Source organism: Streptomyces sp. NPDC032161 (assembly GCF_040636995.1).
Classification (GTDB): Bacteria; Actinomycetota; Actinomycetes; order Streptomycetales; family Streptomycetaceae; genus Streptomyces.
Map to the genome: position 1 here is coordinate 62,260 of NZ_JBEZVN010000005.1, position 19,083 is coordinate 81,342.

Genomic DNA, 19,083 nt, shown 5'->3' on the forward strand with positions numbered 1-19,083 from the left:
GGCACGAGTCCGCGCCGCGGAACGGCGGCCGGCCAGGGCCCGGCCGGACCGCGTCGGGACCTCGGCTTCCGGCCGCCGGGCCCCGCTGGGCGGGCGGGCCCCGGCGAAGCCTCGTATAAAGGCCCTGGGTGTGACATACGGCGGGCACGGCGACGGGGCGGCGGCGAAGGAGGCCCGGATGGCGCGGGAGCGGACCGAGCACACCGAGAACATCGAGCACACGGAGCGCACCGAGGACGAGAAACACATCGACGAGGACGGGAAGCACGTCGACGAAGCGGAGTGCACCGGGGAGGCGGAGCGCGCCGACGACGTGGAGCGTACGCGGAGGGACGACCGGAGCGGACCGGCGGGGCGCGGGGGTGGTACCCGTTCCGTCCGGGGGGACCACGGTCCCGTCCGCTACGGGCCGCCCGCCCCCGACCCCGGACTGCCCGTGCTGCCCGAGCTGGCCGAGGTGCTCGCCGCCGCGGCCGGCCGCGGCGAGCCCGAACCGACCGGTGGGGGCGATGTCCTGCGCCGCGCCGCCACCGCCTACTGGGCCCGACGCGGTCTGCACGGCGGCCCGGAGCACATCGCCGCCGCTCCGGGCGCCTCGCCGCTGCTGCTCGCGCTGATCGCCGCGCACGGCGGCGACGTCCTGCTGCCGCGTCCCTGCACGGCCACCTGGATCCCGCAGGCCCGGTTGCTGGACAGCCCCGCCTACCAGGTGCCGACACCGGCCGAGTGCGGCGGCGTGCCCGATCCGTACGCGCTGCTGGAGACCATCCGCAGGGTGCGGGCGGAGGGCGGCAGGCCCCGGCTGCTGCTGATCTCCGTCGTCGACGATCCGACCGCGACCGTGGCCCCGCCGGAACTCGTGCGCGAGGCGTGCGAGGCGGCGGTCGCCGAAGGGCTGCACATCGTCAGCGACGAGACCTGGCGCGACACCCTGCACCGGCCGCACGACACGGTCCTGCTCAGTCCGGCGGAGATGTGCCCGGACGACGTCACGGTCCTCTGCGATCTCGCCGGGGCGCTGACCCCCTCGGCCTGGCCGGTCGCGATCGCCCGGTTCCCGGACACCGGGCGGGGGGTGGTGCACCATGCCCGTACGCTCGACGTCCTCACCGCGCTGGGCGCGCTCGTCGCCGTCCCCGTGGCCGCTGCCGGCGCCCACGCGCTGCTGGGGCCGGACGCCGTCGCCGAACGGGTACGCAGGTCCGCGACGCTGCATGCGCGGGTCGCGGGGGCGGCCCATCGCGCGGTCCTCGCGTCGGGCGCGCTCGCCAGGCCCCCGCAGGCGGGACGCCACCTCTACGCCGATCTGGGGCCGCTCAGGTCCGGGCTGGCCGACCGGGGGGTGACGGATTCCCTGGAGCTGGAGGAGTACCTGACGGAGCGTCTCGGGACACCGACACCCGGCGGCCACCGGTTCGGCGACGATCTGGCGGCCCTGCGCGTACGGCTGGGCACCGGAGCGCTGGTCGGCACGACCCCCGAACAGCAGCTGGAGTCCCTCGCCGCCGAACGCCCCCTGGAACTACCGCATGTGGCCGGGGCCCTCGGGCGCTTCGAGGCTGCCCTCGCGGACCTTCGCTGACGGAACCGGACGGCGCCCCCACACCCGTTCAGCGGCGTCACTGCCCGGACCGGCTCCTTCCCGAGCCCGGACCGGCTCTGTCCAGTGCCCGAACCGGGCTCCGGTCAGCACCCGTGCAGCGGCCGGACCGGGAACGTGTTCAGTGGCCGAACCGGGCCCGTATCCGGCGCCACGCCGCCGGGCCGCCGCTTACCAGCAGCGTCAGACCCACCGCCGCGACCACCCCCTGCCACGGTTCGGGGAACAGCGAGCCGCCCAGCACACCGATCAACTGGTACGTCGCGGCCCACGCCAGACAGGCCGGCACGTCCCCGCGCGCGAACCGGTGCAACGGCATCCGGCTCAGCAGGCAGGCCAGCATCACGGGAATCCGCCCCGCGGGTATCAGCCGCGACAGCACGAGCACCATCGCCCCGTGCTCGTCCAGCTTCCGCCGTGCCTGTTCCAGCCGTTCCGGAGCGGCCTGGTCGCTGATGGTCCGGAGCCACTTCGAACCGTTCCTCGACCGCACCCCGCGCCGGCCGAGCCAGTACAGGCAGATGTCGCCGACGAACGCCGCCGTCGCCGCCACCGCGAACACCACCAGCAGCGCGAACGGCGACGACTGATGCAGTGCCACCACCGCCGCCGAGCTGACCAACGCGCCCGTCGGCACCACCGGCGCCAACGAGCCCAGGGTCACCAGCAGGAACAAGGAGGGGTAGCCCACCGCCTGCTGCGTCGACTCCGGGGGGAGCTGTCGCACGACCTCCTGGATCACCTGGTGGCCCCCGGCCGCATCCGCTCGCCGTGGGAGAGCCGGTGCGTGGCCACCTCCGGTGCCAGCACCGCCGCCTTGCGGACGAACTCGTCGCCCGGCGAGTGGAACTCGTGCGGCCGGACGCCGTCCAGCCCGATCGGCCAGTACGTGCCGTAGTGCACCGGTACGGCGGCCCGGGGCGCCAGCCGGGCCAGCGCCCGCGCCGCCCGCTCCGCGTCCAGATGGCCGTGGCCCAGGTACGGGCCCCAGCCGCCCACCGGCAGCAGTGCCACGTCCACCGGCCCGACGATCCGGGCCATGTCGTCGAACAGGCCGGTGTCGCCCGCGAAGTACGTCCGGGCCTCGCCCTCGATCACAAAGCCGAGCGCGGGGGAGCGGTGCGGCCCCATGGGCAGGCGCCTGCCGTCGTGCAGCGAGGGAACCACGCGGACGCGCACCCCGTCCGTCCCGCCGAACCGGACCTCGTCGCCGGGGGCCACCTCGGTGACCCGCAGCGCGCGAGCCGAGCTCAGCCGGCGCAGCCCCGGCACGGTGCGCAGCGCGCCCACCGGCACCACCAGTCGGCTGCCCGCCGCGAGCCGGGCCAGCGACGGCAGGTGGAGGTGGTCGGAGTGGAGATGCGAGACGAGCACGACATCGGCGACCGCGGCCTCCGGGCCGGGCAGCTCGCCGCGACGCCGACGCAGATGGGCCAGGCGTCTTACGAACAGCGGATCGGTGAGCACGCGCACCCCGGAATCCTCGATCGTGCAGGTGGCATGGCCCCACCAAGTGACTTCCACCGGCACGCGGCACCTCCTCGTTCCCGGGTCTTCTCGTTCGGCTCCGGCAACCGAGCCTAATGCCGTGACCGGATCGGGTGCTCGGGCTCCGTCCGTTGACGCATCCTCCGGGTGGTGCCGAGGACCGAGAGGGTGCGCCGTGCACGGAGGAATGCCCCGCACCGGTGTGTGCGCCGGGTACGAGCAGCGGGCGAGCATCGAGCGTGTGCGCCGGGTACGGGGCGTGGTCCACGCATCGGGCGTGTGCGCCGTGGCGTACACCCGGGCCACCCGTACGACCCTTCCCGCCGCCCCGTGTGCGCCCTCGCCGCCGGGTCCGCTCCGGCGCGCGCGGGCGCACCGCCGTTCCGCGCGGTGTCACGCGCTCCTCCCGTCCCGACATGCGCCTTTTTGCAGGGGAGAGGGAGGGGTAGGGTCGCCCGTACGCCTAGCACGGGGGAACGGTCTTGGGGGACGCAGTGGACGTACGGGTGGCGGCGATCGCCAGTCTCACACCGCTCGAAGAACTCGACAGCGATCCGTTCCTCGTGGACACCCGCAGCCAGCACGACATGTGCGCCCGCTGGGCCGCGGACAAGGGATACGTCGTCACCCGCCAGCTCCGCTTCTACGGGCTGCGCCCCGATCACCACGCCCTGTGGAGCGATGTCGAGAGCGGCGACGTCGAGGTGTTCGTCGCCGCCAACGACCGGGTGCTGGAACGGGCCCTCACGTCGGTCGCGGAGTTCGCCGCGGAGTGCGCGCGGCGCGGCGTGCGCCTGGAGATCGCCGGGCTGGACGAGCCGCCGTACAACGCCACCACGAAGGCGAGCGTGCACCGCAGGCTCTCCATGCCCACCGCCGGTTACGACGGCCGCTGACGCACTCCGCCTCCACTGCCGCCGCTGCTTCCTCCTCCGCCCCGGGCCCAGCCCCCCGCCCTCGTCCCGGCCCCGTCCCTTCCGCGGCTTGCCGTCGGGCTGTGACAGGCTGGGGGACAGGGTCCGGAGCGGCGGGGCCCGGACGTGAGGTGGTTGAGGCGTGGGTGACGGGCGATGGCGAACGGCCGGCAACGCCCTGATGCGAGTGGCCGTGGTGTGGGCGGTCTCCACGCTCACGATGCTGGTGCTCGCCGGGGTACTGCCGGAGTTCCGGCTCCAGTCGGACGACGGCGACAGCATCACCAAGACCGCGTTCACCGCGGCCTGGGGCGCCGGAGCGTTCGGCCTGCTCTCCGCACTCGTCTGGCCGCTCCTGGTGCGGGCACTGCTGATCGTGCCCGCACTCGTCCTCGGGCTGCTCGTCTTCTTCCTGAACGGTTCGCTGCTGCTGGTCGCCCTGCGGCTCATACCGGACGGGCGCGGCGCCGCCGACCCGCAGACCGCGGTCGTCGTCGCGGCCGTGATGTCCGCCGTCGCCTCGGCCACGTCCACGGCGCTCGCCGTCCGCGACGACAACGCCTACCGGCGGCGCCTGTCCCGGCTCGCCGACCGCCGACGCCGCCGCAGCGGGCACGACCACGGCCGCTGCGGGCCGCCGGGCATCGTGTTCATCCAGCTCGACGGCGTCGGCCACGACATCCTCGCCAGGGCGGCGGACACCGGTCTGATGCCGACCGTCGCGCGGTGGCTCACGGACGACGGGAGCCACCGGCTCACCTCCTGGCGCACCGACTGGTCCAGCCAGACCGGAGCCAGCCAGCTCGGCATCCTGCACGGCAGCAACCACGACGTCCCCGCCTTTCGCTGGTACGAGAAGGAGACCGGCGACGTCATGGTCTCCAGCCGGCCCGCGAGCGCTCTCGAACTCCAGCGCAGGGCCGTCGCCCGCACCCGTGACGGAGGGCTGCTCACCGTCGACGGCGCCAGCCGCGGCAACCTCTTCAGCGGCGGCGCCGACCAACTGGCGCTCGTCCTGTCCATGGCGGCCAGGCGCGGCAAGGGCCGCCGTTCCCGGGCCGGGTACTTCGCCTATTTCTCCGACCCGGCCAACGCCGTGCGCACGGCGTTGGCGTTCGTCGCGGAGGTCTGCCGCGAGATCGGCGAGTCCACCCGGGCCCGCATCCGGAAGGACACGCCTCGGATCAAGCGCGGCGGGCTCTACCCCTTCATCCGGGCCTTCGCCACCGTCGTCGAACGGGACGTGGTGGTCGCCGCCGTCATCGGGGACATGTTCGCCGGACGCACCGCCGTCTACGCCGACCTCGTCGCGTACGACGAGGTGGCGCACCACTCCGGACCGCACAGCCGCGACGCGGAGAAGCTGCTCGGGCGGCTGGACCGCTGTCTCGCGCTGATCGCGAAGGTCGCCGAGCACACCCCGCGCCGGTACCGGATCGTGCTCCTCTCCGACCACGGTCAGAGCCCGGGGGAGACCTTCGCGGGAGCGTACGGGCTGACGCTCAAGGACCTGGTGCGGGCGGGCTGCGGCCTGCCCGTGTCCCGCCGGGCGCAGCGCACCCGCAGCGGCTCGGAGGCGCGCGACGCGGTACGGATCGCCCTGCACCGGCGCCCGGTCGAGGAGACCGGGGCGGAGCACCGCGCCGGGCCGTCCGACCCGGTCGTCCTCGCCTCCGGCAACCTCGGGCTGATCTCCTTCCCCGACATCGAGGGGCGTGCCTCGCGCGAACAGCTCGACCGGAGCCGTCCGGCGCTGCTCGGCACCCTCGCCAACCACCCGGGCATCGGCTTCCTGCTGGTCCGCAGCGAACGCCACGGATCTGTGGTGCTGAGCCGCGGAGGCACCGAGATCCCGGTGCGGGAGCTGCGCGACGGGGAGGGGCCGCTGGCCCCGTTCGGCCCCGGTGCGGCCGCCGCGATCCGCCGCACCGACACCTTCCCGCACGTCGCCGACGTCATGGTGAACTCGATGCACGACCCGGCCACGGGCACCGTGCACGCCTTCGAGGAACAGATCGGCTCGCACGGGGGCCTCGGCGGCGCGCAGTCCCGGCCGTTCCTGCTGTGGCCGACGGACCTGTCGTCCCCGGTGGCCGACGGCACCGAGCTGGTGGGGGCCGAGCGGGTGCACGGGGTGCTGCGGCGCTGGCTGGGGGAGTGCGCGGGGCAGCGGACTCCGGTGACGCGCACGCCGACGACGGTCGTGCGGTACGCGGCGGACGGCGCCGACGGGGCGAGGCGGTTCGACGGGGCGGGCCCGCGCGAAGGGGCGGGGCGTTCCGGTGGGGCGGAGCTTTCGGGCGAGGCGGACGGAACGGTTCCGACGGTCGGCTGACGGGGCGTTCTCCCTGCTGGGAGGGGATTGTCAGTGGTGGACGGCAGGATGGGGGCCATGACGAACTCAGCTGTTGTGCTCGCCGATGCCGCCGCCTACGCCGCCGCGGTCGAAGAAGCGTCGCAGGCCGCGGCGGCCTACTACGCCACGGGCGAGAGCGCGCTGGACGACGACGCGTACGACCGGCTGGTCCGGGGGATCGCCGCATACGAGCAGGAGCACCCGCAGGAGGTGCTGGACGCGTCACCGACCGGCAAGGTGGCCGGCGGGGCCGCGAGCGGGGACGTGCCGCACACGGTGCCGATGCTGTCCCTGGACAACGTCTTCTCGGCCGAGCAGTTCGCGGCGTGGACGGCGTCGCTGGAGCGCCGCATCGGCAGGCCCGTCGCCGCATGGAGCGTGGAGCCGAAACTCGACGGACTGGCCGTCGCCGCCCGCTACCGGGAGGGCCGTCTGGACCAGCTGATCACCCGGGGCGACGGCACCGCCGGCGAGGACGTGTCGCACGCGATCGGCACCGTGGCCGGACTTCCCGGACAGCTGGCCGAGCCGGTCACGATCGAGCTGCGTGGCGAGATCCTGATGACGAACGAACAGTTCGAGCAGGCCAACGCCGTGCGCACCGAGCACGGCGGCACCCCCTTCGCCAACCCGAGGAACGGCGCGGCGGGCACCCTGCGCGCCAAGGACCGGGCGTACACGGTGGAGATGACGTTCTTCGCCTACGGGGCCCTGCCCCTGGCCGAGTCCGGAGCACTGACCGAGACGCTCGCCGACCTCCCGCACAGCGAGGTCCTGGCGTCCGTCGCCGCGCTCGGCGTCCACACCGCGGCGGCCACGGACGTGGCTCCGCGGACCGTCACCACCGTCGAGGACGTGCAGGCCCGTGTCGAGGAGGTCGCGGGGCTGCGTGCCGCGTTGCCGTTCGGGATCGACGGCATCGTGATCAAGGCCGATCTCGCGGCCGACCAGCGCGACGCCGGTTCCGGGAGCCGGGCGCCGCGCTGGGCCATCGCGTACAAGCTCCCGGCCGTCGAGAAGGTCACCCGGCTCCTCGGCGTCGAATGGAACGTGGGCAGGACCGGCATCATCGCGCCGCGCGCCGTGCTGGAACCCGTCGAGATCGACGGGTCGACGGTCAGCTACGCCACCCTGCACAACCCGGCCGACATCACCCGCCGCGACCTGCGCCTGGGCGACCGGGTCATGGTCTACAAGGCGGGCGACATCATCCCCCGGATCGAGGCGCCCGTCGCCCACCTGCGGACCGGCGACGAGCAGCCCGTGGTCTTCCCCGAGGCATGCCCGCGGTGCGGATCCGAGATCGACACCAGCGAACAGCGCTGGCGGTGCGTCAGGGGCCGTGACTGCCGCCTCGTCGCCTCCATCTCCTACGCGGCCGGCCGCGACCAGCTCGACATCGAGGGGCTCGGCGCGACCCGGGTCGTCCAGCTCGTCGACGCCGGTCTGGTGACCGATTTCGCGGACCTCTTCACGCTCGGACGGGAGCAGCTGCTCGGCCTGGAGCGGATGGGCGAGACCAGCACGGACAACCTCCTCGCCGCCATCGACACGGCACGGACGCAGCCGCTCTCCCGGGTGTTCTGCGCGCTGGGCGTGCGCGGCACCGGACGCTCCATGTCACGGCGGATCGCCCGCTACTTCGCGGACATGGACCGGATCAGGGCGGCCGACGCCGAGGAGCTCCAGCGGGTCGACGGCATCGGCAAGGAGAAGGCCGCGGCCGTCGTCGCCGAGCTGGCGGAGCTGGCCCCGCTGATCGAGAAGCTGGTGGCCGCAGGGGTCAACATGACGGAGCCGGGCGCGACGCCGCCGCCCGAGCCGGGCGAGGAGCCCGCGCAGACCGTGTCCGAGGACGGGGAGGGGAACGCGGACGGGGCCGCCGGACTGCCGCTGCACGGCATGACCGTGGTGGTCACCGGCGCGATGACCGGTGTGCTGGAGAAGCTCTCCCGCAACCAGATGAACGAACTGATCGAGCGGGCGGGCGGGAAGTCGTCGTCCAGCGTCTCCAAGCGCACCACGCTCCTGGTCGCCGGTGAGAAGGCGGGATCCAAGCGCACCAAGGCCGAGGACCTCGGGGTCCGGATCGCCGGGCCGGACGAGTTCGCCGCGCTGATAGCCGACTTCCTGCCGTCGGAGGTCTGACCCGCCGCGCGGCCGGGAAGCGGGCGGCGGCGCCCGAGCCCTTCGATTTTGCCCGAGAGTGGCTTTCTTTGCCTCCCTATTGCATAGTGAGGGCTCGGCCATGCCTTGCGGTCAGCGGGTGCGTGGGTGGGTGCTACGGCTGCTCCGGCAGATCCGGGGGAGGGACGATGCGTTCGCTGCACGACGGACCGCGGATCGACCGGTCCTTCCACCGGGAACTGCGGGGCGTCACCCGCGGCCTCGCCCTCGATCTCGGCAGCTCCGGTACCCGTGCGTGGATGCCCGGGCACGGTGTCGTCGCCGACGCCGCCTGCGCCGGAGCCGCCGACGGGCCGGGGCACGGGCGCCCGGTGCGCCGGGGACGCATCGTCGACCCGGTGTCCTGCGGGCGGATGCTCGGCCGCATCGCCGACACGGCCCTGGGGCCGGACCGCAGCGGCACCGTGATCGTGCTCAGCCATCCCGTCCTCGCCGGTGCCGAGCACCGCGCCGCCGCGAGGGAGGCGGCCGCTTCCCTCGGGCCGACCCGTGTCATCGCCCTGGACAGCGCGAGGGCCGCCGCCGCGTGTGCCGCGCCGCAGGACGGCGGCCCGCTGCTCGTCGTCGACATCGGCGCCGAACTCACGGAGGCGACGCTCCTGGTCGGCGGACAGATCCGCGACGCCCGCCAGGCCGAGACGGGACTCAGCGACCTCGGCCCCGGCGAGCCGCCCAGCGCCGTCGTCCGCACTGTCCTGGACATGGTCCTGGACATGTGGCAGCAGGACCGGCACGGCGCCGTCCTGGGCGCCCTGCGCAAGGGCCCGCTGCTCGCGGGCGGCGGTGCCGCACGCCCTGACGTCACCAACCGGATAGCGGTCCGGCTCGGCGCTCCGGTGCGTCTCGTCGACGACCCGGCCACCACCGTCGTGCGCGGTGCCGGACTGATCCTCAACTCGGTGCTCCGCCGGGCGGCCACGGCGCCCGCGCTGTCGGGCCGACACAGGTGACCCCCCTCCCGGGGCCGCCCCCGGGGAACGCGCCCCCGGGGGCCCGGCCGGACACCCCGGCGCGCCGCGGCCACGCACGGGCCGGTCGTCGACTCCTCGCGTCCCTGCTGTTCGCCGTGCTCACCGTCGTGGGCGGCGCGCCCGCGGCGGCCGGGGCCCTGTACGCGGGGGGACCGTTCGCCGGCGCGCCGCCGCCTCCCGCCGCGCAGGCGCCCGACGCCCGGCAACCGGTCCCGCACACCGACCGGACCGCCCGCACGGTCACCGTCCACGACTCCCGCCGCGCCCGCACGGCCACGGCCACCGACGGCCACCGGCCCGCGCCCACCACCGGACCCGGGCCCGGGCCCCGGGCCGGTGCCGAGCACAACCGCGCCCTGCAGCAGCTCCCGCCGTCCGACCCCGACGTCCTGCTGCCCGACGCGCCGGGCATCCGTACCCCGCACCTCCGGCCGCGCCCGGTGCCCGCCGCACTCTCGCGCACCATCGACCGTTTCCGCGTCGCGCTTCCCGGCGTACGCGGGCCTCCGAGGACGGCCGTCCACCGGCCACCCGCCCCGGTACGGGTTGTGCCCCCCGCCCGGCCACCCGTGGTCCCGTCCCACTGAACCGCCGTCCCGTTCTCGCCGAGCCGAGGGCGCACGGCGCCCCCTCGGAGGAAACCCATGACTCGCGCCACCACGGTGCGAGCGGTGCTGGCTGCCGCCGTGCTGCTCGTCTCCGTGCTCATCACGCTGAACATGTCACCCAGACTCGGCCTCGACCTTCAGGGCGGCACCAGAATGGTGCTCCAGGCCAAGGACTCGGACACCGCGAAGGCGGACCGGGAGAGCACCGACCGCACCCTGGAGGTGCTCCGCCAGCGCATCGACTCGCTGGGTGTCGCGGAGCCCACCCTGACCCGTTCCGGCGAGGACCGGATCATCGTCGAACTGCCGGACGTCCAGGACCCGCGCAAGGCCGCCGAGGTCATCGGCAAGACCGCTCAGCTCAGCTTCCACGCCGTCCAGGGCCCCGCCACCGAGGCCGACGCGGGAACGTCCGGCAAGAAGGACGGCGGGACCGGGGACGGCAAGTCCGAAGGCGAGTCCGACGACAAGGCGGACACCGGGAACAAGGCCGGGGACGCCGCGGAGAAGGCCACAGCGGACAAGAAGGCCGAGAACGGGACCGGCACCGGCGGTACGACGGACGACAAGAAGGCCGAGGACGGCCAGAAGGCCGAGGACGGCCAGAAGACCGACCGGGCGAAGGGCGACGGCGAGAAGGGCGAGGACAAGGAGACGGGCGGCAAGAAGGCGGACGGCGGGCTGACGCTCCCCGACGAACAGGGCCGTCTCCTCGACCTGGGCCCGGCCCGGCTGTCCGGCGCGGGCGTCAAGGCGGCCTCCGCCTCGTTCGACGCCCAGCAGGGCGCCGGCTGGACCGTCTCGCTCGACTTCCACAAGAAGGCCGGACAGGACTGGACCCGGCTGACCGGCGAAGCCGCGTGCAACCCCGTCCAGGACGACCGCCGCCGCGTCGCCATCGTCCTCGACCAGCAGATCATCTCCTCGCCCCAGGTGTCCCCGTCGGTCGCCTGCGGCGTCGGCCTGCCGTCCGGTTCCACCCAGATCACCGGTTCGTTCAGCGCCGACGAGGCCCGTGAACTGGCCCTGCTGATCGAGGGCGGCGCCCTGCCGCTCCCCGTCGAGATCGTCGAACAGCGCACCGTCGGCCCGACACTCGGTGCCGCCGCCATCGACGCCAGCGCGCGCGCCGCCCTCATCGGCGCCGCGGCCACCGCGCTCTTCATCACCATCGTCTACCGGCTCTTCGGCGCGCTCGCCGCCGTCGCGCTCGCCGCCTACGGACTGATCTCGTACGCGGCCCTGGTCGGCCTCGGCGTCACGCTCACCCTTCCCGGCCTCGCGGGGTTCGTGCTGGCCATCGGCATGGCGGTCGACGCCAACGTGCTCGTCTTCGAACGCGCCAGGGAGGAGCACGAGCAGCATCCGAACCGTTCGCTCCGCACCTCCCTGACCGCCGGGTTCCGCGGCGCATGGAGCGCCGTCGCGGACTCGAACGTCACCACGCTGATCGCGGCGGGACTGCTCTTCTTCCTCGGCTCCGGGCCGGTGAAGGGCTTCGGCGTCACCCTCGCCATCGGTGTGGTCGCCTCGATGTTCTCCGCGCTCGTCATCGCCCGCGCGCTCACCGAGATCGCCGCGGGATCCCGCTTCGTCACCGCCCGGCGCGGGCTCAACGGCATCGCCAGCCCCGGCCGGGTGCGCACCTGGCTGACCCGTCGCGACCCCCAGCTGATGCGCTCCCCGCGTCGCTGGCTGCTGATCTCCACGTCGCTGGTCGTCGTCGCGGTCCTCGGCATCGTCGTACGCGGCGTCAACCTCGGGGTCGAGTTCACCGGCGGCCGGCTCGTCGAGTACTCCACGAGCAAGCCCGTGGACGTGGAACGCGCCCGGACCCTGCTGTCGGACGCGGGATTCCCCGACGCCGAGGTCACCACGGCGGGCTCCGGCGACCTCTCCGTACGCACCGGGAAGCTCGACAACGACGGCGAGCACACCCTGCGCGCGGCCCTCGCGAAGGAGGGCGGCGAGACCACCAAGGTCCGCGACGAACTGATCGGCCCCAGCCTCGGCGACGAACTCCGGCGCAACGCCCTGATCGCGCTCGCCATCGCCGTCCTCGTCCAGTTGGCCTACCTGGTGATCCGGTTCCGCTGGACGTTCGCGGTGGGATCGGTCGGGGCGCTGGTCCACGACGTCGTCATCCTGATCGGTGCCTTCGCCTGGCTCGGGCGCACCGTCGACGGCGTCTTCCTCGCCGCGCTCCTGACCGTCATCGGGTACTCCGTCAACGACTCCGTGGTGGTCTTCGACCGGGTGCGGGAACTGTGGGCGAAGGCCCGTCGCACTCCCGTCGCCACGATCGCCAACCGGGCGGTGCTCCAGACCGTGCCCAGAACGGTCAACACGGGCATGGGCGCCCTTTTCATCCTGACCGCTCTCGCCGTGCTCGGCGGCGACTCGCTCGCGGACTTCGCCCTCGCCCTGCTGATCGGCATCTGCGTCGGGACGTACTCCTCGGTGATGACCGCTGTCCCGGCAGCGCTCCTGTTGGAACGGAGCAGCAAGGCCCCGCCGCCCGCCCGGAAGCGGTCCCCCGGAAGCCGTTCCGGCAAGCGGACGGCACAGCGGGACCCGTTCGACAACGGAGCGCGCGTGTAGCGGCTCCGACCGGCCGGACGGCCCTGCCAGCCCCCTTCCCGCAACCGGTGATCCGGCCCCGGGAAGGGGGCGGCGCGCGTCGGCCGGGGCACCACGCCCCGGGCCGTCCGGCCGTCAGGGGGCGAGAGACCGCAGAAGATCGGCGGTCGCCCGGTCGGCGGGCAGGAACGTCTCGATGGCCAGCTCGGCCACCGTCACGTCCATCGGCGTGTTGAACGTCGCGATGGACGAGATGAACGAGAGCACCCGGCCGCCGTGCTCGATACGCAACGGCAACGCGAACGCGGGGGCGGCGGACGCGGCACGGGCCCCGTCGGCCGCTCGATCCGCGCTCCCGGCGCACCCGGCCGGCCCGTCCGCGTTCCCGGCCGGTCCGGAGCCCTCTGGCCCGCCCGCACGCTCCGGTGGCGGGTAGCCGGCGACCTCCTCGTACAGTTCGCGCAGCTCCGCCGACCGGGCCAGGGCGATCTGGCGTCTCATCTGCGCGAGCAGATCGGCACGCCACTCGCGGAGGTTGCGGATGCGCGGGGCCAGGCCCTCCGGGTGGAGCGTGAGCCGCATCGCGTTCAACGGGGGCACCAGCAGATGCCCGGCCACCCCCTCCAGCAGCATCTCGACCCCCCGATTGGCCGCCACCACGTCGTACACGCCGTCGACGACCAGCGCCGGATACGGGTCGTACCCCTGGAGCAGCCGCTCCATCCCCTCGCGCACCGGGGCCAGCGCGGGATCGTCGAACGCGGTCTGCGCGTACCGCGGCGCGTAGCCGGCCATCACCAGCAGGGCGTTGCGTTCCCTGACCGGGACGTCGAGGTGTTCCGCCAGACGCAGGACCATCTCCTCACTGGGCCGGGCGCGGCCCGTCTCGATGAAGGAGATGTGCCGGGAGGAGGAGTCGGCACGGAGCGCCAGCTCCAGCTGGCTGATCCGCCGCTGCTCCCGCCAACGGCGCAGCAGCGGCCCTACCCCCGTGTCAGACGCGACAGTTGTCATACCCAGACCGTAACGTCACCGGCACCGCCGACCGGAACCGACCACTCGTGAGGGAGTCGCAGCATGCCCGCCGAACCACTGTCGCGCCAGGAGATCGAGGAACGGCTGGGCGACCTGCCCGGCTGGTCGCTGGAGGGGGACCGGATCACCTGCACCTACCGCCTGCGCACGCACTTCGCGGCCCTCGGGCTGACCGTGCACGTGGCACAGATCCAGGACGAGCTGAACCACCACTCCGACCTGACCCTCGGATACAACACCGTCACCCTGTCCGTGAACACCCACGACGCCGGGGGCGTGGTCACCGAGCACGATCTGAACCTCGCCGCACGGGTGGCGGCGATCGCGGGCGGCCACGGCGTGCGGTAGCCGCCCGGGGCGGGGCCCCGGGACCGTCGTGTCCCGGGGGCCGACGGTCATCCCGCTGGGCCGAACCCCGGATGCGTGGCCAGCCACCCCGAGTAGCTCTCGCTACGTCCCACCGCGTCCGCGTACGCCGCCACCGTGTGCCCGCTCACCGCGCCGGCCGCCGACACGGCCGCCGCGGAACGCGGGTGCCAGCCCAGCAGGTGGCGCCAGCTCAGCGGGGTGCCCGCGAGCGGGCGGGTCACCAGCCCCGGCGTCGGAGGGAACGTCGCCCGGCACAGCCCGATCGCGCGTCCCACCTGGACCAGATGGACCACGGACGCGGTGTCCGTCTCGTACACCGAGGCCGGGCTGAACCCGGCCCGCGCGCAGGCGCTGACGAAGCAGTCCGCGAAACAGCCGTCGCCCGGCACGTCCGCCCAGCACTCCGCCGAGAGGGCGGCGAGGTCGAGTTCCCGTTCGGCGGCCAGCGGATGCGATTCCGGCAGCATGACGAAGACCGGGTCGACCCCGATCACCTGCCAGGTCAAGCGGTCGCTCGCGGGCGGCGGGCTCTCCCCGCAGACTCCGATGAGCGCGAAGTCCAGGCGCCCGTCGACCAGTTGGGAGGCGACCTCGGCCTCCGACCACGAGGTGTACGTCGACACCGGGGCGTTCGGGTGGGCGGTGACCAGACGGTCGACGAGGCCGCCCAGCAACGGGCCGTGCGTGCCACCGAGCCGGAAGCGCTCCATCGGGCCGCAGGCGTTGGCGAACCGCACCGCCTCCTGCTGGAGTTCACTGACCGCGGGCAGCACCACCCGGGCCCGTTCGAGCACCAGCTCACCGAGGGGTGTGGGCCGGGCGCCGGTGTGATCCCGCTCGAAGAGCGGACCGCCGAGCGCCTTCTCGATCCGTCGCAACTGCGCGCTCAGCGCGGGTTGGGCGAGCCCGAGGGTCGCGGCCGCCTTCGTGAGGCTTCCGGTGTCGGCGATGGCACGTATGGTACGCAGATGGCGCAACTCCAGCTCCATAAACGCAAGTTATGGCCAGGGTGGCCTACCGGCAATATGTCGTTGTCCAATCGGCACCGATCAGTTCGGAGTCGCCCCGCCGCGCACGACGAACCGGGGGACCGCGCACGAGGGACCGGCCGGCCCGGTGCGAGGCGTCGGGCCGGCCGGGTCCGGAGGACGGACGCTCCTCCACGACGGCACGGACCTGGAGTACCGGAGCGATGCTTTGCCGAAGCGGCAAGGCGGCTTGCCGAGGGAGCGGGGGTGTGGCGACGCTGGCCCCATGAGCCAACACAACGGACACGGTCGTCGCCACGACACCGCCCACGCCGCGCACAGCCACGGGCACGGCGCGGCCCCGGGCCATCACCACGGTGATGCCGACTTCGACTGGGACGCCATGGCCCCGATCCTGGAGCGGGAGGGCGAACTGTGCCGCCCGCAGTACGAGGCGGCGGCCCGCTGGATCGCCGGACTGCCGACGGTCGCGGAAACGCGCCGGATCCTGGACATCGGCAGCGGGCCCGGCGTCGTCACCTGCCTGCTGGCCGAGGTGTTCCCCGAGGCGGAGGTCGTCGCCGTCGACGGCACCGAGGCCCTTCTGGACCGCGCCCGGGCCCGTGCCGAACGGCTCGGCCTCGGCGACCGCGTCGGCACGTGCCGGGCCGACCTTCCCGACGACCTCGACCGGCTGGGGGAGGCGGACCTGATCTGGGCGGGCAACTCCCTGCACCACATGGGCGACCAGGGCGCCGTCCTTGCCGGGTTCGCCGCGCTGCTGCGCCCCGGCGGCACCGTCGCCCTGGTCGAGGGCGGGCTGGCGGCCCGTCACCTGCCGCGCGACACGGGCATGGGGCGGCCCGGGCTGGAGGCCAGGATCGAAGCGGCCACGGCGAGCTGGTTCGAGTCGATGCGGGCCTCCCTGCCCGCCTCCAGGCGCGAGACCGAGGACTGGAGCGCTCTGCTCGACGCGGCGGGGCTGCGCCCGCACGGCACCCGCAGCTTCCTGCTCGACCTCCCGGCACCGCTGCCCGAACCGGCGCGCGACCATGTCGTCGCGGAGTTCGCCCGGCGCCGCGAGATGCTCGAAGACGTCCTCGAGGCCGAGGACATCACGGTGCTCGACCGGCTGCTCGACCCCGAGGACCCGGCCGGACTGCGCCGTCGCCCCGACGTCTTCCTGCTCATGGCGCGCACGGTGCATCTGGGCCGGCGGGGCGGTCCCGTCCGGTGAGGGGCTGAGGTCTGCCGGGCACGACGGGCCGGGAGGCGCGGTCGCATCGACCGCTCCTCCCGGCCCGTCGCACTGCGAGCGGCCGCGCCGGTCCGCGGCCGGAATGGAGAAAGGGGGCACCGGAAGGGGAGTACCGGCCGGGAACGCCGGTTTCCGATGCGCGAAAAAGCCCGCGCGAAGGGTATTCCGCCCTGTGGCAGAGGGGCTGTGCCCCGAATGGCCGCACGGTCGGGACCGTGTCAACAAAAGACACGCTGCCGCGAGGGTGAGCAGGCATCAGAAAGTCCCCTGTACAGGCTAACTGCACATCAATTAGCCATTTTCTCCGGCCAGTTGATTCGAATTCCGCTGGCGCGGAAATAGCATATGGCCTATCTCGTGTACCCCGATCGGAGTGCCGACATCGACCTTCTACGCGTCCGGTATGACAGGTATGACAAATCGTAAGTACCTTCATTACGGGTCGACTGCTCAGCCGGCCTCTCTGGGAAGGAGAAGCGACATGGTTACTCGTTCCACGATGGTCACGGCAGCTGTCGCGGCTGCCGCCGCCATGGCCGCCACAGGTATCACGTACGCCTCGGCCGCCACCTCCGGGCAGGTCCAGGCGACCCCGGTCGTTCAGCAGGCCGCTCCCGTTTCGGTTCCCGAGGGCGGCGACTCGGGCAAGGGCAACGAAGGCAAGGGCAACGAGGGCAGGGGCAACGAGGGCAGGGGCTACGGCGGCGGCCACGAGAAGAAGCGCCACCACCGGCACCACCACGAGGGGCGCATCCACATCAACGAGCGCACCTACTCCGACGAGCGCGGTGGCTGCGTGACCGTGATCAGCGGGCTCGGATCCAAGAGTCTCAACATCCGCAACGAGAGCCACCGGACCGTCGAGGTCTTCCGGGGTGTCACCTGCGACAACGGCGCCCCCATCGCCACCGTCGGGCCGTGGAGCTCCAGCGACGGCGTCCGTCCGGGCCGCGTCAAGGGCGGTGTGTGCGTCGAGGACGGCGTGGTCGGCAGCTTCCGTGTGATCGAGCGCCACCACCGCGGTCACGGCGGCTACGACGACGACTACGACGACTACGACGACTACGGGTACGGCGAGGAATGGTGACGGTCGCGGACCCGACGCGGTGATGGTCGCCGGTCCGACGTAGAACCCCGGCCCGCCGGAATCGGGCCGGGGTTCCAGTCAGGGCATCCGGGGGCGTCGTCCCGGTCCCGGATGCCCACACCTGAAAACGCCTGACAACTACATCCACCTGCCTCGCCATACTAAAGCCGGACGGTGAGGCACTGCCAGCCGACCGCAGCGGCCGCGCCGCGTGCGGCCTTCGGCTCGTGGCACTCGGCCGCGGCCCCGGGAGGGGGTCGTGGCCGGGGCGGCCGAACGTGGTGCCGGCGCGGCAGACGCCGCCCACGTCCCGGCCGTCAAGGCCCCGACCGGTCGCGCACGGCGGGGACCGGCGGATGCCGACCCCCCTCCCGGCGTTCTCGCCGCGGAGGGGTGAAGTCCGGGCGGCGCGGTCATCGGTCCGCTCTCCGGACCCCCGCCGTACCGGTACGCGGATGCCCCTGTGGCGCCGCGTGTCTCCAGGGGCGGGCCGTCGCCCGGTCGGGCGACGGCCCGTGTGGCCGTCCGGACCGTGCTTCCCGGCGGCCCGCGCGGTCAGTGGCGCGGCGAGAACGCTCGGAGCCTGTCGGGTGACCTCTGACCGGGCGGCCACGCCCTGGCACGCACGCTTCCGGCGTTGTCGGCATGCCCTCGTAGCTCCTTCCCCAAGCTCTCAAGGAGCAGGGGAGACCCCATCCGAAGACCTCCCGGCGCCTTGGAATCGCACGCACCATGCCGCGTCCGCTTTCCGGTCGAAGGTCATCCGACAGGCTCTCAGGCGCCGACGTTGAAATCGGCCGGGTCCGGGCCGAGGCGCTTGCCCTCGTCCAGTGCGGCGATCGCGGCGAGGTCGTCGGCGTCCAGCTCGAAGCCGAACACGTCGATGTTCTCGACGATCCGCGACGGTGTCACGGACTTCGGGATCACCACGTTGCCCGTCTGGATGTGCCAGCGGAGCACCACCTGGGCGGGCGTGCGGCCGTGCTTCCGCGCGATCGCGACCACCGTCGGCACCTCCAGGAGGCCCTTGCCCTGTCCCAGCGGGGACCACGCCTCGGTCGCGATGCCGTGAGCGGCGTGGACGGCGCGCGACTGCGCCTGCTGGAGCTGCGGGTGGAGCTCGATCTGGTTGACGGCCGGTACCACGGACGTCTCGCCGAGCAGGCGCTCCAGGTGCTCCGGGAGGAAGTTCGAGACCCCGATGGCCTTCGCGCGGCCTTCGGAGTAGATCTTCTCGAACGCCTTGTACGTGTCGACGTACGCGTCCTTCGCCGGCAGCGGCCAGTGGATCAGGTACAGGTCGACATAGTCCGTACCCAGCTTGTCGAGCGAGGCGTCGAACGCGCGCAGGGTGGAGTCGTACCCCTGCTCGGCGTTCCACAGCTTCGTCGTGATGAACAGTTCCTCGCGGGCGACACCGGAGGCCGCCACGGCCCGGCCGGTGCCCTTCTCGTTCTCGTAGATCGCGGCGGTGTCGATGCTCCGGTACCCGGACTCGATGGCCGTCGCGACCGCCTTCGCGGCCTCGGCGTCCGGCACCTGCCAGACGCCGAAACCGAGCTGCGGCATCTCGACGCCGTTGTTGAGGGTGATGGAGGGGACCTTGCTCACGAGCGGTCGATCCTTACGTCGTCGGTTGGGATTCGCATGGTCAACGATCAC

General features: G+C 73.2%; 15 protein-coding genes. 10 read left to right on the top strand and 5 right to left on the bottom strand.

The genetic code is table 11. The annotated features are described in order from the left end of the window. The first annotated feature begins 130 nt into the window (after positions 1-130). Positions 131-1,582: an aminotransferase class I/II-fold pyridoxal phosphate-dependent enzyme gene (locus tag AB0E67_RS14550; protein WP_362025739.1), complete on the top strand. Its 1,452-nt coding sequence runs from the start codon at positions 131-133 to the stop codon at positions 1,580-1,582. 139 nt (positions 1,583-1,721) lie between these two features. On the opposite strand, the gene AB0E67_RS14555 is transcribed toward AB0E67_RS14550, so the two are convergent. Together AB0E67_RS14555 and AB0E67_RS14560 are read right to left on the bottom strand one after the other, a co-directional pair. Further along, positions 1,722-2,342: a VTT domain-containing protein gene (locus tag AB0E67_RS14555; RefSeq protein ID WP_362025741.1), complete on the bottom strand. Its 621-nt coding sequence runs from the start codon at positions 2,340-2,342 to the stop codon at positions 1,722-1,724. Continuing rightward, a complete protein-coding gene (locus AB0E67_RS14560) occupies positions 2,339-3,130 on the bottom strand; it encodes an MBL fold metallo-hydrolase (RefSeq protein ID WP_362025744.1) in 792 nt (263 codons plus the stop codon). The genes AB0E67_RS14555 and AB0E67_RS14560 overlap by 4 nt, the downstream gene beginning before the upstream one ends. A 440-nt stretch (positions 3,131-3,570) precedes the next feature. Here AB0E67_RS14560 and AB0E67_RS14565 point away from each other — a divergent pair, with 440 nt between their 5' ends. The 6 genes from AB0E67_RS14565 to secD all read left to right on the top strand — a co-directional run bounded on the left by AB0E67_RS14565 (position 3,571) and on the right by secD (position 12,725). Then, positions 3,571-3,984 (top strand): hypothetical protein, encoded by a 414-nt coding sequence (locus tag AB0E67_RS14565; protein WP_362025746.1) that lies wholly within the window; start codon positions 3,571-3,573, stop codon positions 3,982-3,984. Positions 3,985-4,144: 160 nt separating this feature from the next. After that, entirely contained in the window at positions 4,145-6,337 is a 2,193-nt protein-coding gene (locus AB0E67_RS14570; RefSeq protein ID WP_362025748.1) for a phage holin family protein, read from the top strand. A gap of 48 nt (positions 6,338-6,385) precedes the next feature. Further along, positions 6,386-8,506 (top strand): NAD-dependent DNA ligase LigA, encoded by a 2,121-nt coding sequence (gene ligA, locus AB0E67_RS14575; RefSeq protein WP_362025751.1) that lies wholly within the window; start codon positions 6,386-6,388, stop codon positions 8,504-8,506. Positions 8,507-8,673: 167 nt separating this feature from the next. Further along, entirely contained in the window at positions 8,674-9,495 is an 822-nt protein-coding gene (locus tag AB0E67_RS14580) for a rod shape-determining protein MreC (RefSeq protein ID WP_362025754.1), read from the top strand. 116 nt (positions 9,496-9,611) lie between these two features. After that, positions 9,612-10,103 carry a hypothetical protein gene (locus tag AB0E67_RS14585; RefSeq protein WP_362025757.1) on the top strand — a complete coding sequence of 164 codons (492 nt, stop codon included), beginning with the start codon at positions 9,612-9,614 and terminating at the stop codon, positions 10,101-10,103. A gap of 57 nt (positions 10,104-10,160) precedes the next feature. Continuing rightward, positions 10,161-12,725 carry a protein translocase subunit SecD gene (gene secD, locus AB0E67_RS14590; RefSeq protein ID WP_362025759.1) on the top strand — a complete coding sequence of 855 codons (2,565 nt, stop codon included), beginning with the start codon at positions 10,161-10,163 and terminating at the stop codon, positions 12,723-12,725. A 114-nt stretch (positions 12,726-12,839) separates the two neighbouring features. On the opposite strand, the gene AB0E67_RS14595 is transcribed toward secD, so the two are convergent. Continuing rightward, complete coding sequence (locus AB0E67_RS14595) at positions 12,840-13,718, bottom strand: helix-turn-helix transcriptional regulator (protein ID WP_362025762.1); 879 nt, start codon at positions 13,716-13,718, stop codon at positions 12,840-12,842. 63 nt (positions 13,719-13,781) lie between these two features. Here AB0E67_RS14595 and AB0E67_RS14600 point away from each other — a divergent pair, with 63 nt between their 5' ends. After that, on the top strand, positions 13,782-14,087 hold the full coding sequence (locus AB0E67_RS14600; RefSeq protein ID WP_073781495.1) for a 4a-hydroxytetrahydrobiopterin dehydratase: 306 nt from the start codon (positions 13,782-13,784) through the stop codon (positions 14,085-14,087). A 47-nt stretch (positions 14,088-14,134) separates the two neighbouring features. On the opposite strand, the gene AB0E67_RS14605 is transcribed toward AB0E67_RS14600, so the two are convergent. Continuing rightward, positions 14,135-15,097: a LysR family transcriptional regulator gene (locus tag AB0E67_RS14605; RefSeq protein WP_362025765.1), complete on the bottom strand. Its 963-nt coding sequence runs from the start codon at positions 15,095-15,097 to the stop codon at positions 14,135-14,137. Positions 15,098-15,362: 265 nt separating this feature from the next. Here AB0E67_RS14605 and AB0E67_RS14610 point away from each other — a divergent pair, with 265 nt between their 5' ends. Further along, a complete protein-coding gene (locus AB0E67_RS14610; protein WP_362025768.1) occupies positions 15,363-16,313 on the top strand; it encodes a class I SAM-dependent methyltransferase in 951 nt (316 codons plus the stop codon). A 502-nt stretch (positions 16,314-16,815) separates the two neighbouring features. Beyond that, positions 16,816-17,421, top strand: coding sequence for a hypothetical protein (locus tag AB0E67_RS14615; RefSeq protein ID WP_362025770.1), 606 nt, complete (start codon positions 16,816-16,818; stop codon positions 17,419-17,421). 774 nt (positions 17,422-18,195) lie between these two features. Here the strand turns inward: AB0E67_RS14615 and AB0E67_RS14620 are convergent. Then, positions 18,196-19,032, bottom strand: coding sequence for an aldo/keto reductase (locus tag AB0E67_RS14620; protein ID WP_362025773.1), 837 nt, complete (start codon positions 19,030-19,032; stop codon positions 18,196-18,198). Positions 19,033-19,083 lie beyond the last annotated feature (51 nt).

Bases quoted from the DNA above. Each gene is read 5' to 3' on its own strand.
- AB0E67_RS14580 (WP_362025754.1), top strand. From the start codon at position 8,674: ATGCGTTCGCTGCACGACGGACCGCGGATCGACCGGTCCTTCCACCGG.
- ligA (WP_362025751.1), top strand. From the start codon at position 6,386: ATGGGGGCCATGACGAACTCAGCTGTTGTGCTCGCCGATGCCGCCGCC.
- AB0E67_RS14600 (WP_073781495.1), top strand. From the start codon at position 13,782: ATGCCCGCCGAACCACTGTCGCGCCAGGAGATCGAGGAACGGCTGGGC.
- AB0E67_RS14605 (WP_362025765.1), bottom strand. From the start codon at position 15,097: ATGGAGCTGGAGTTGCGCCATCTGCGTACCATACGTGCCATCGCCGAC.
- AB0E67_RS14610 (WP_362025768.1), top strand. From the start codon at position 15,363: ATGAGCCAACACAACGGACACGGTCGTCGCCACGACACCGCCCACGCC.
- secD (WP_362025759.1), top strand. From the start codon at position 10,161: ATGACTCGCGCCACCACGGTGCGAGCGGTGCTGGCTGCCGCCGTGCTG.
- AB0E67_RS14595 (WP_362025762.1), bottom strand. From the start codon at position 13,718: ATGACAACTGTCGCGTCTGACACGGGGGTAGGGCCGCTGCTGCGCCGT.
- AB0E67_RS14615 (WP_362025770.1), top strand. From the start codon at position 16,816: ATGGTTACTCGTTCCACGATGGTCACGGCAGCTGTCGCGGCTGCCGCC.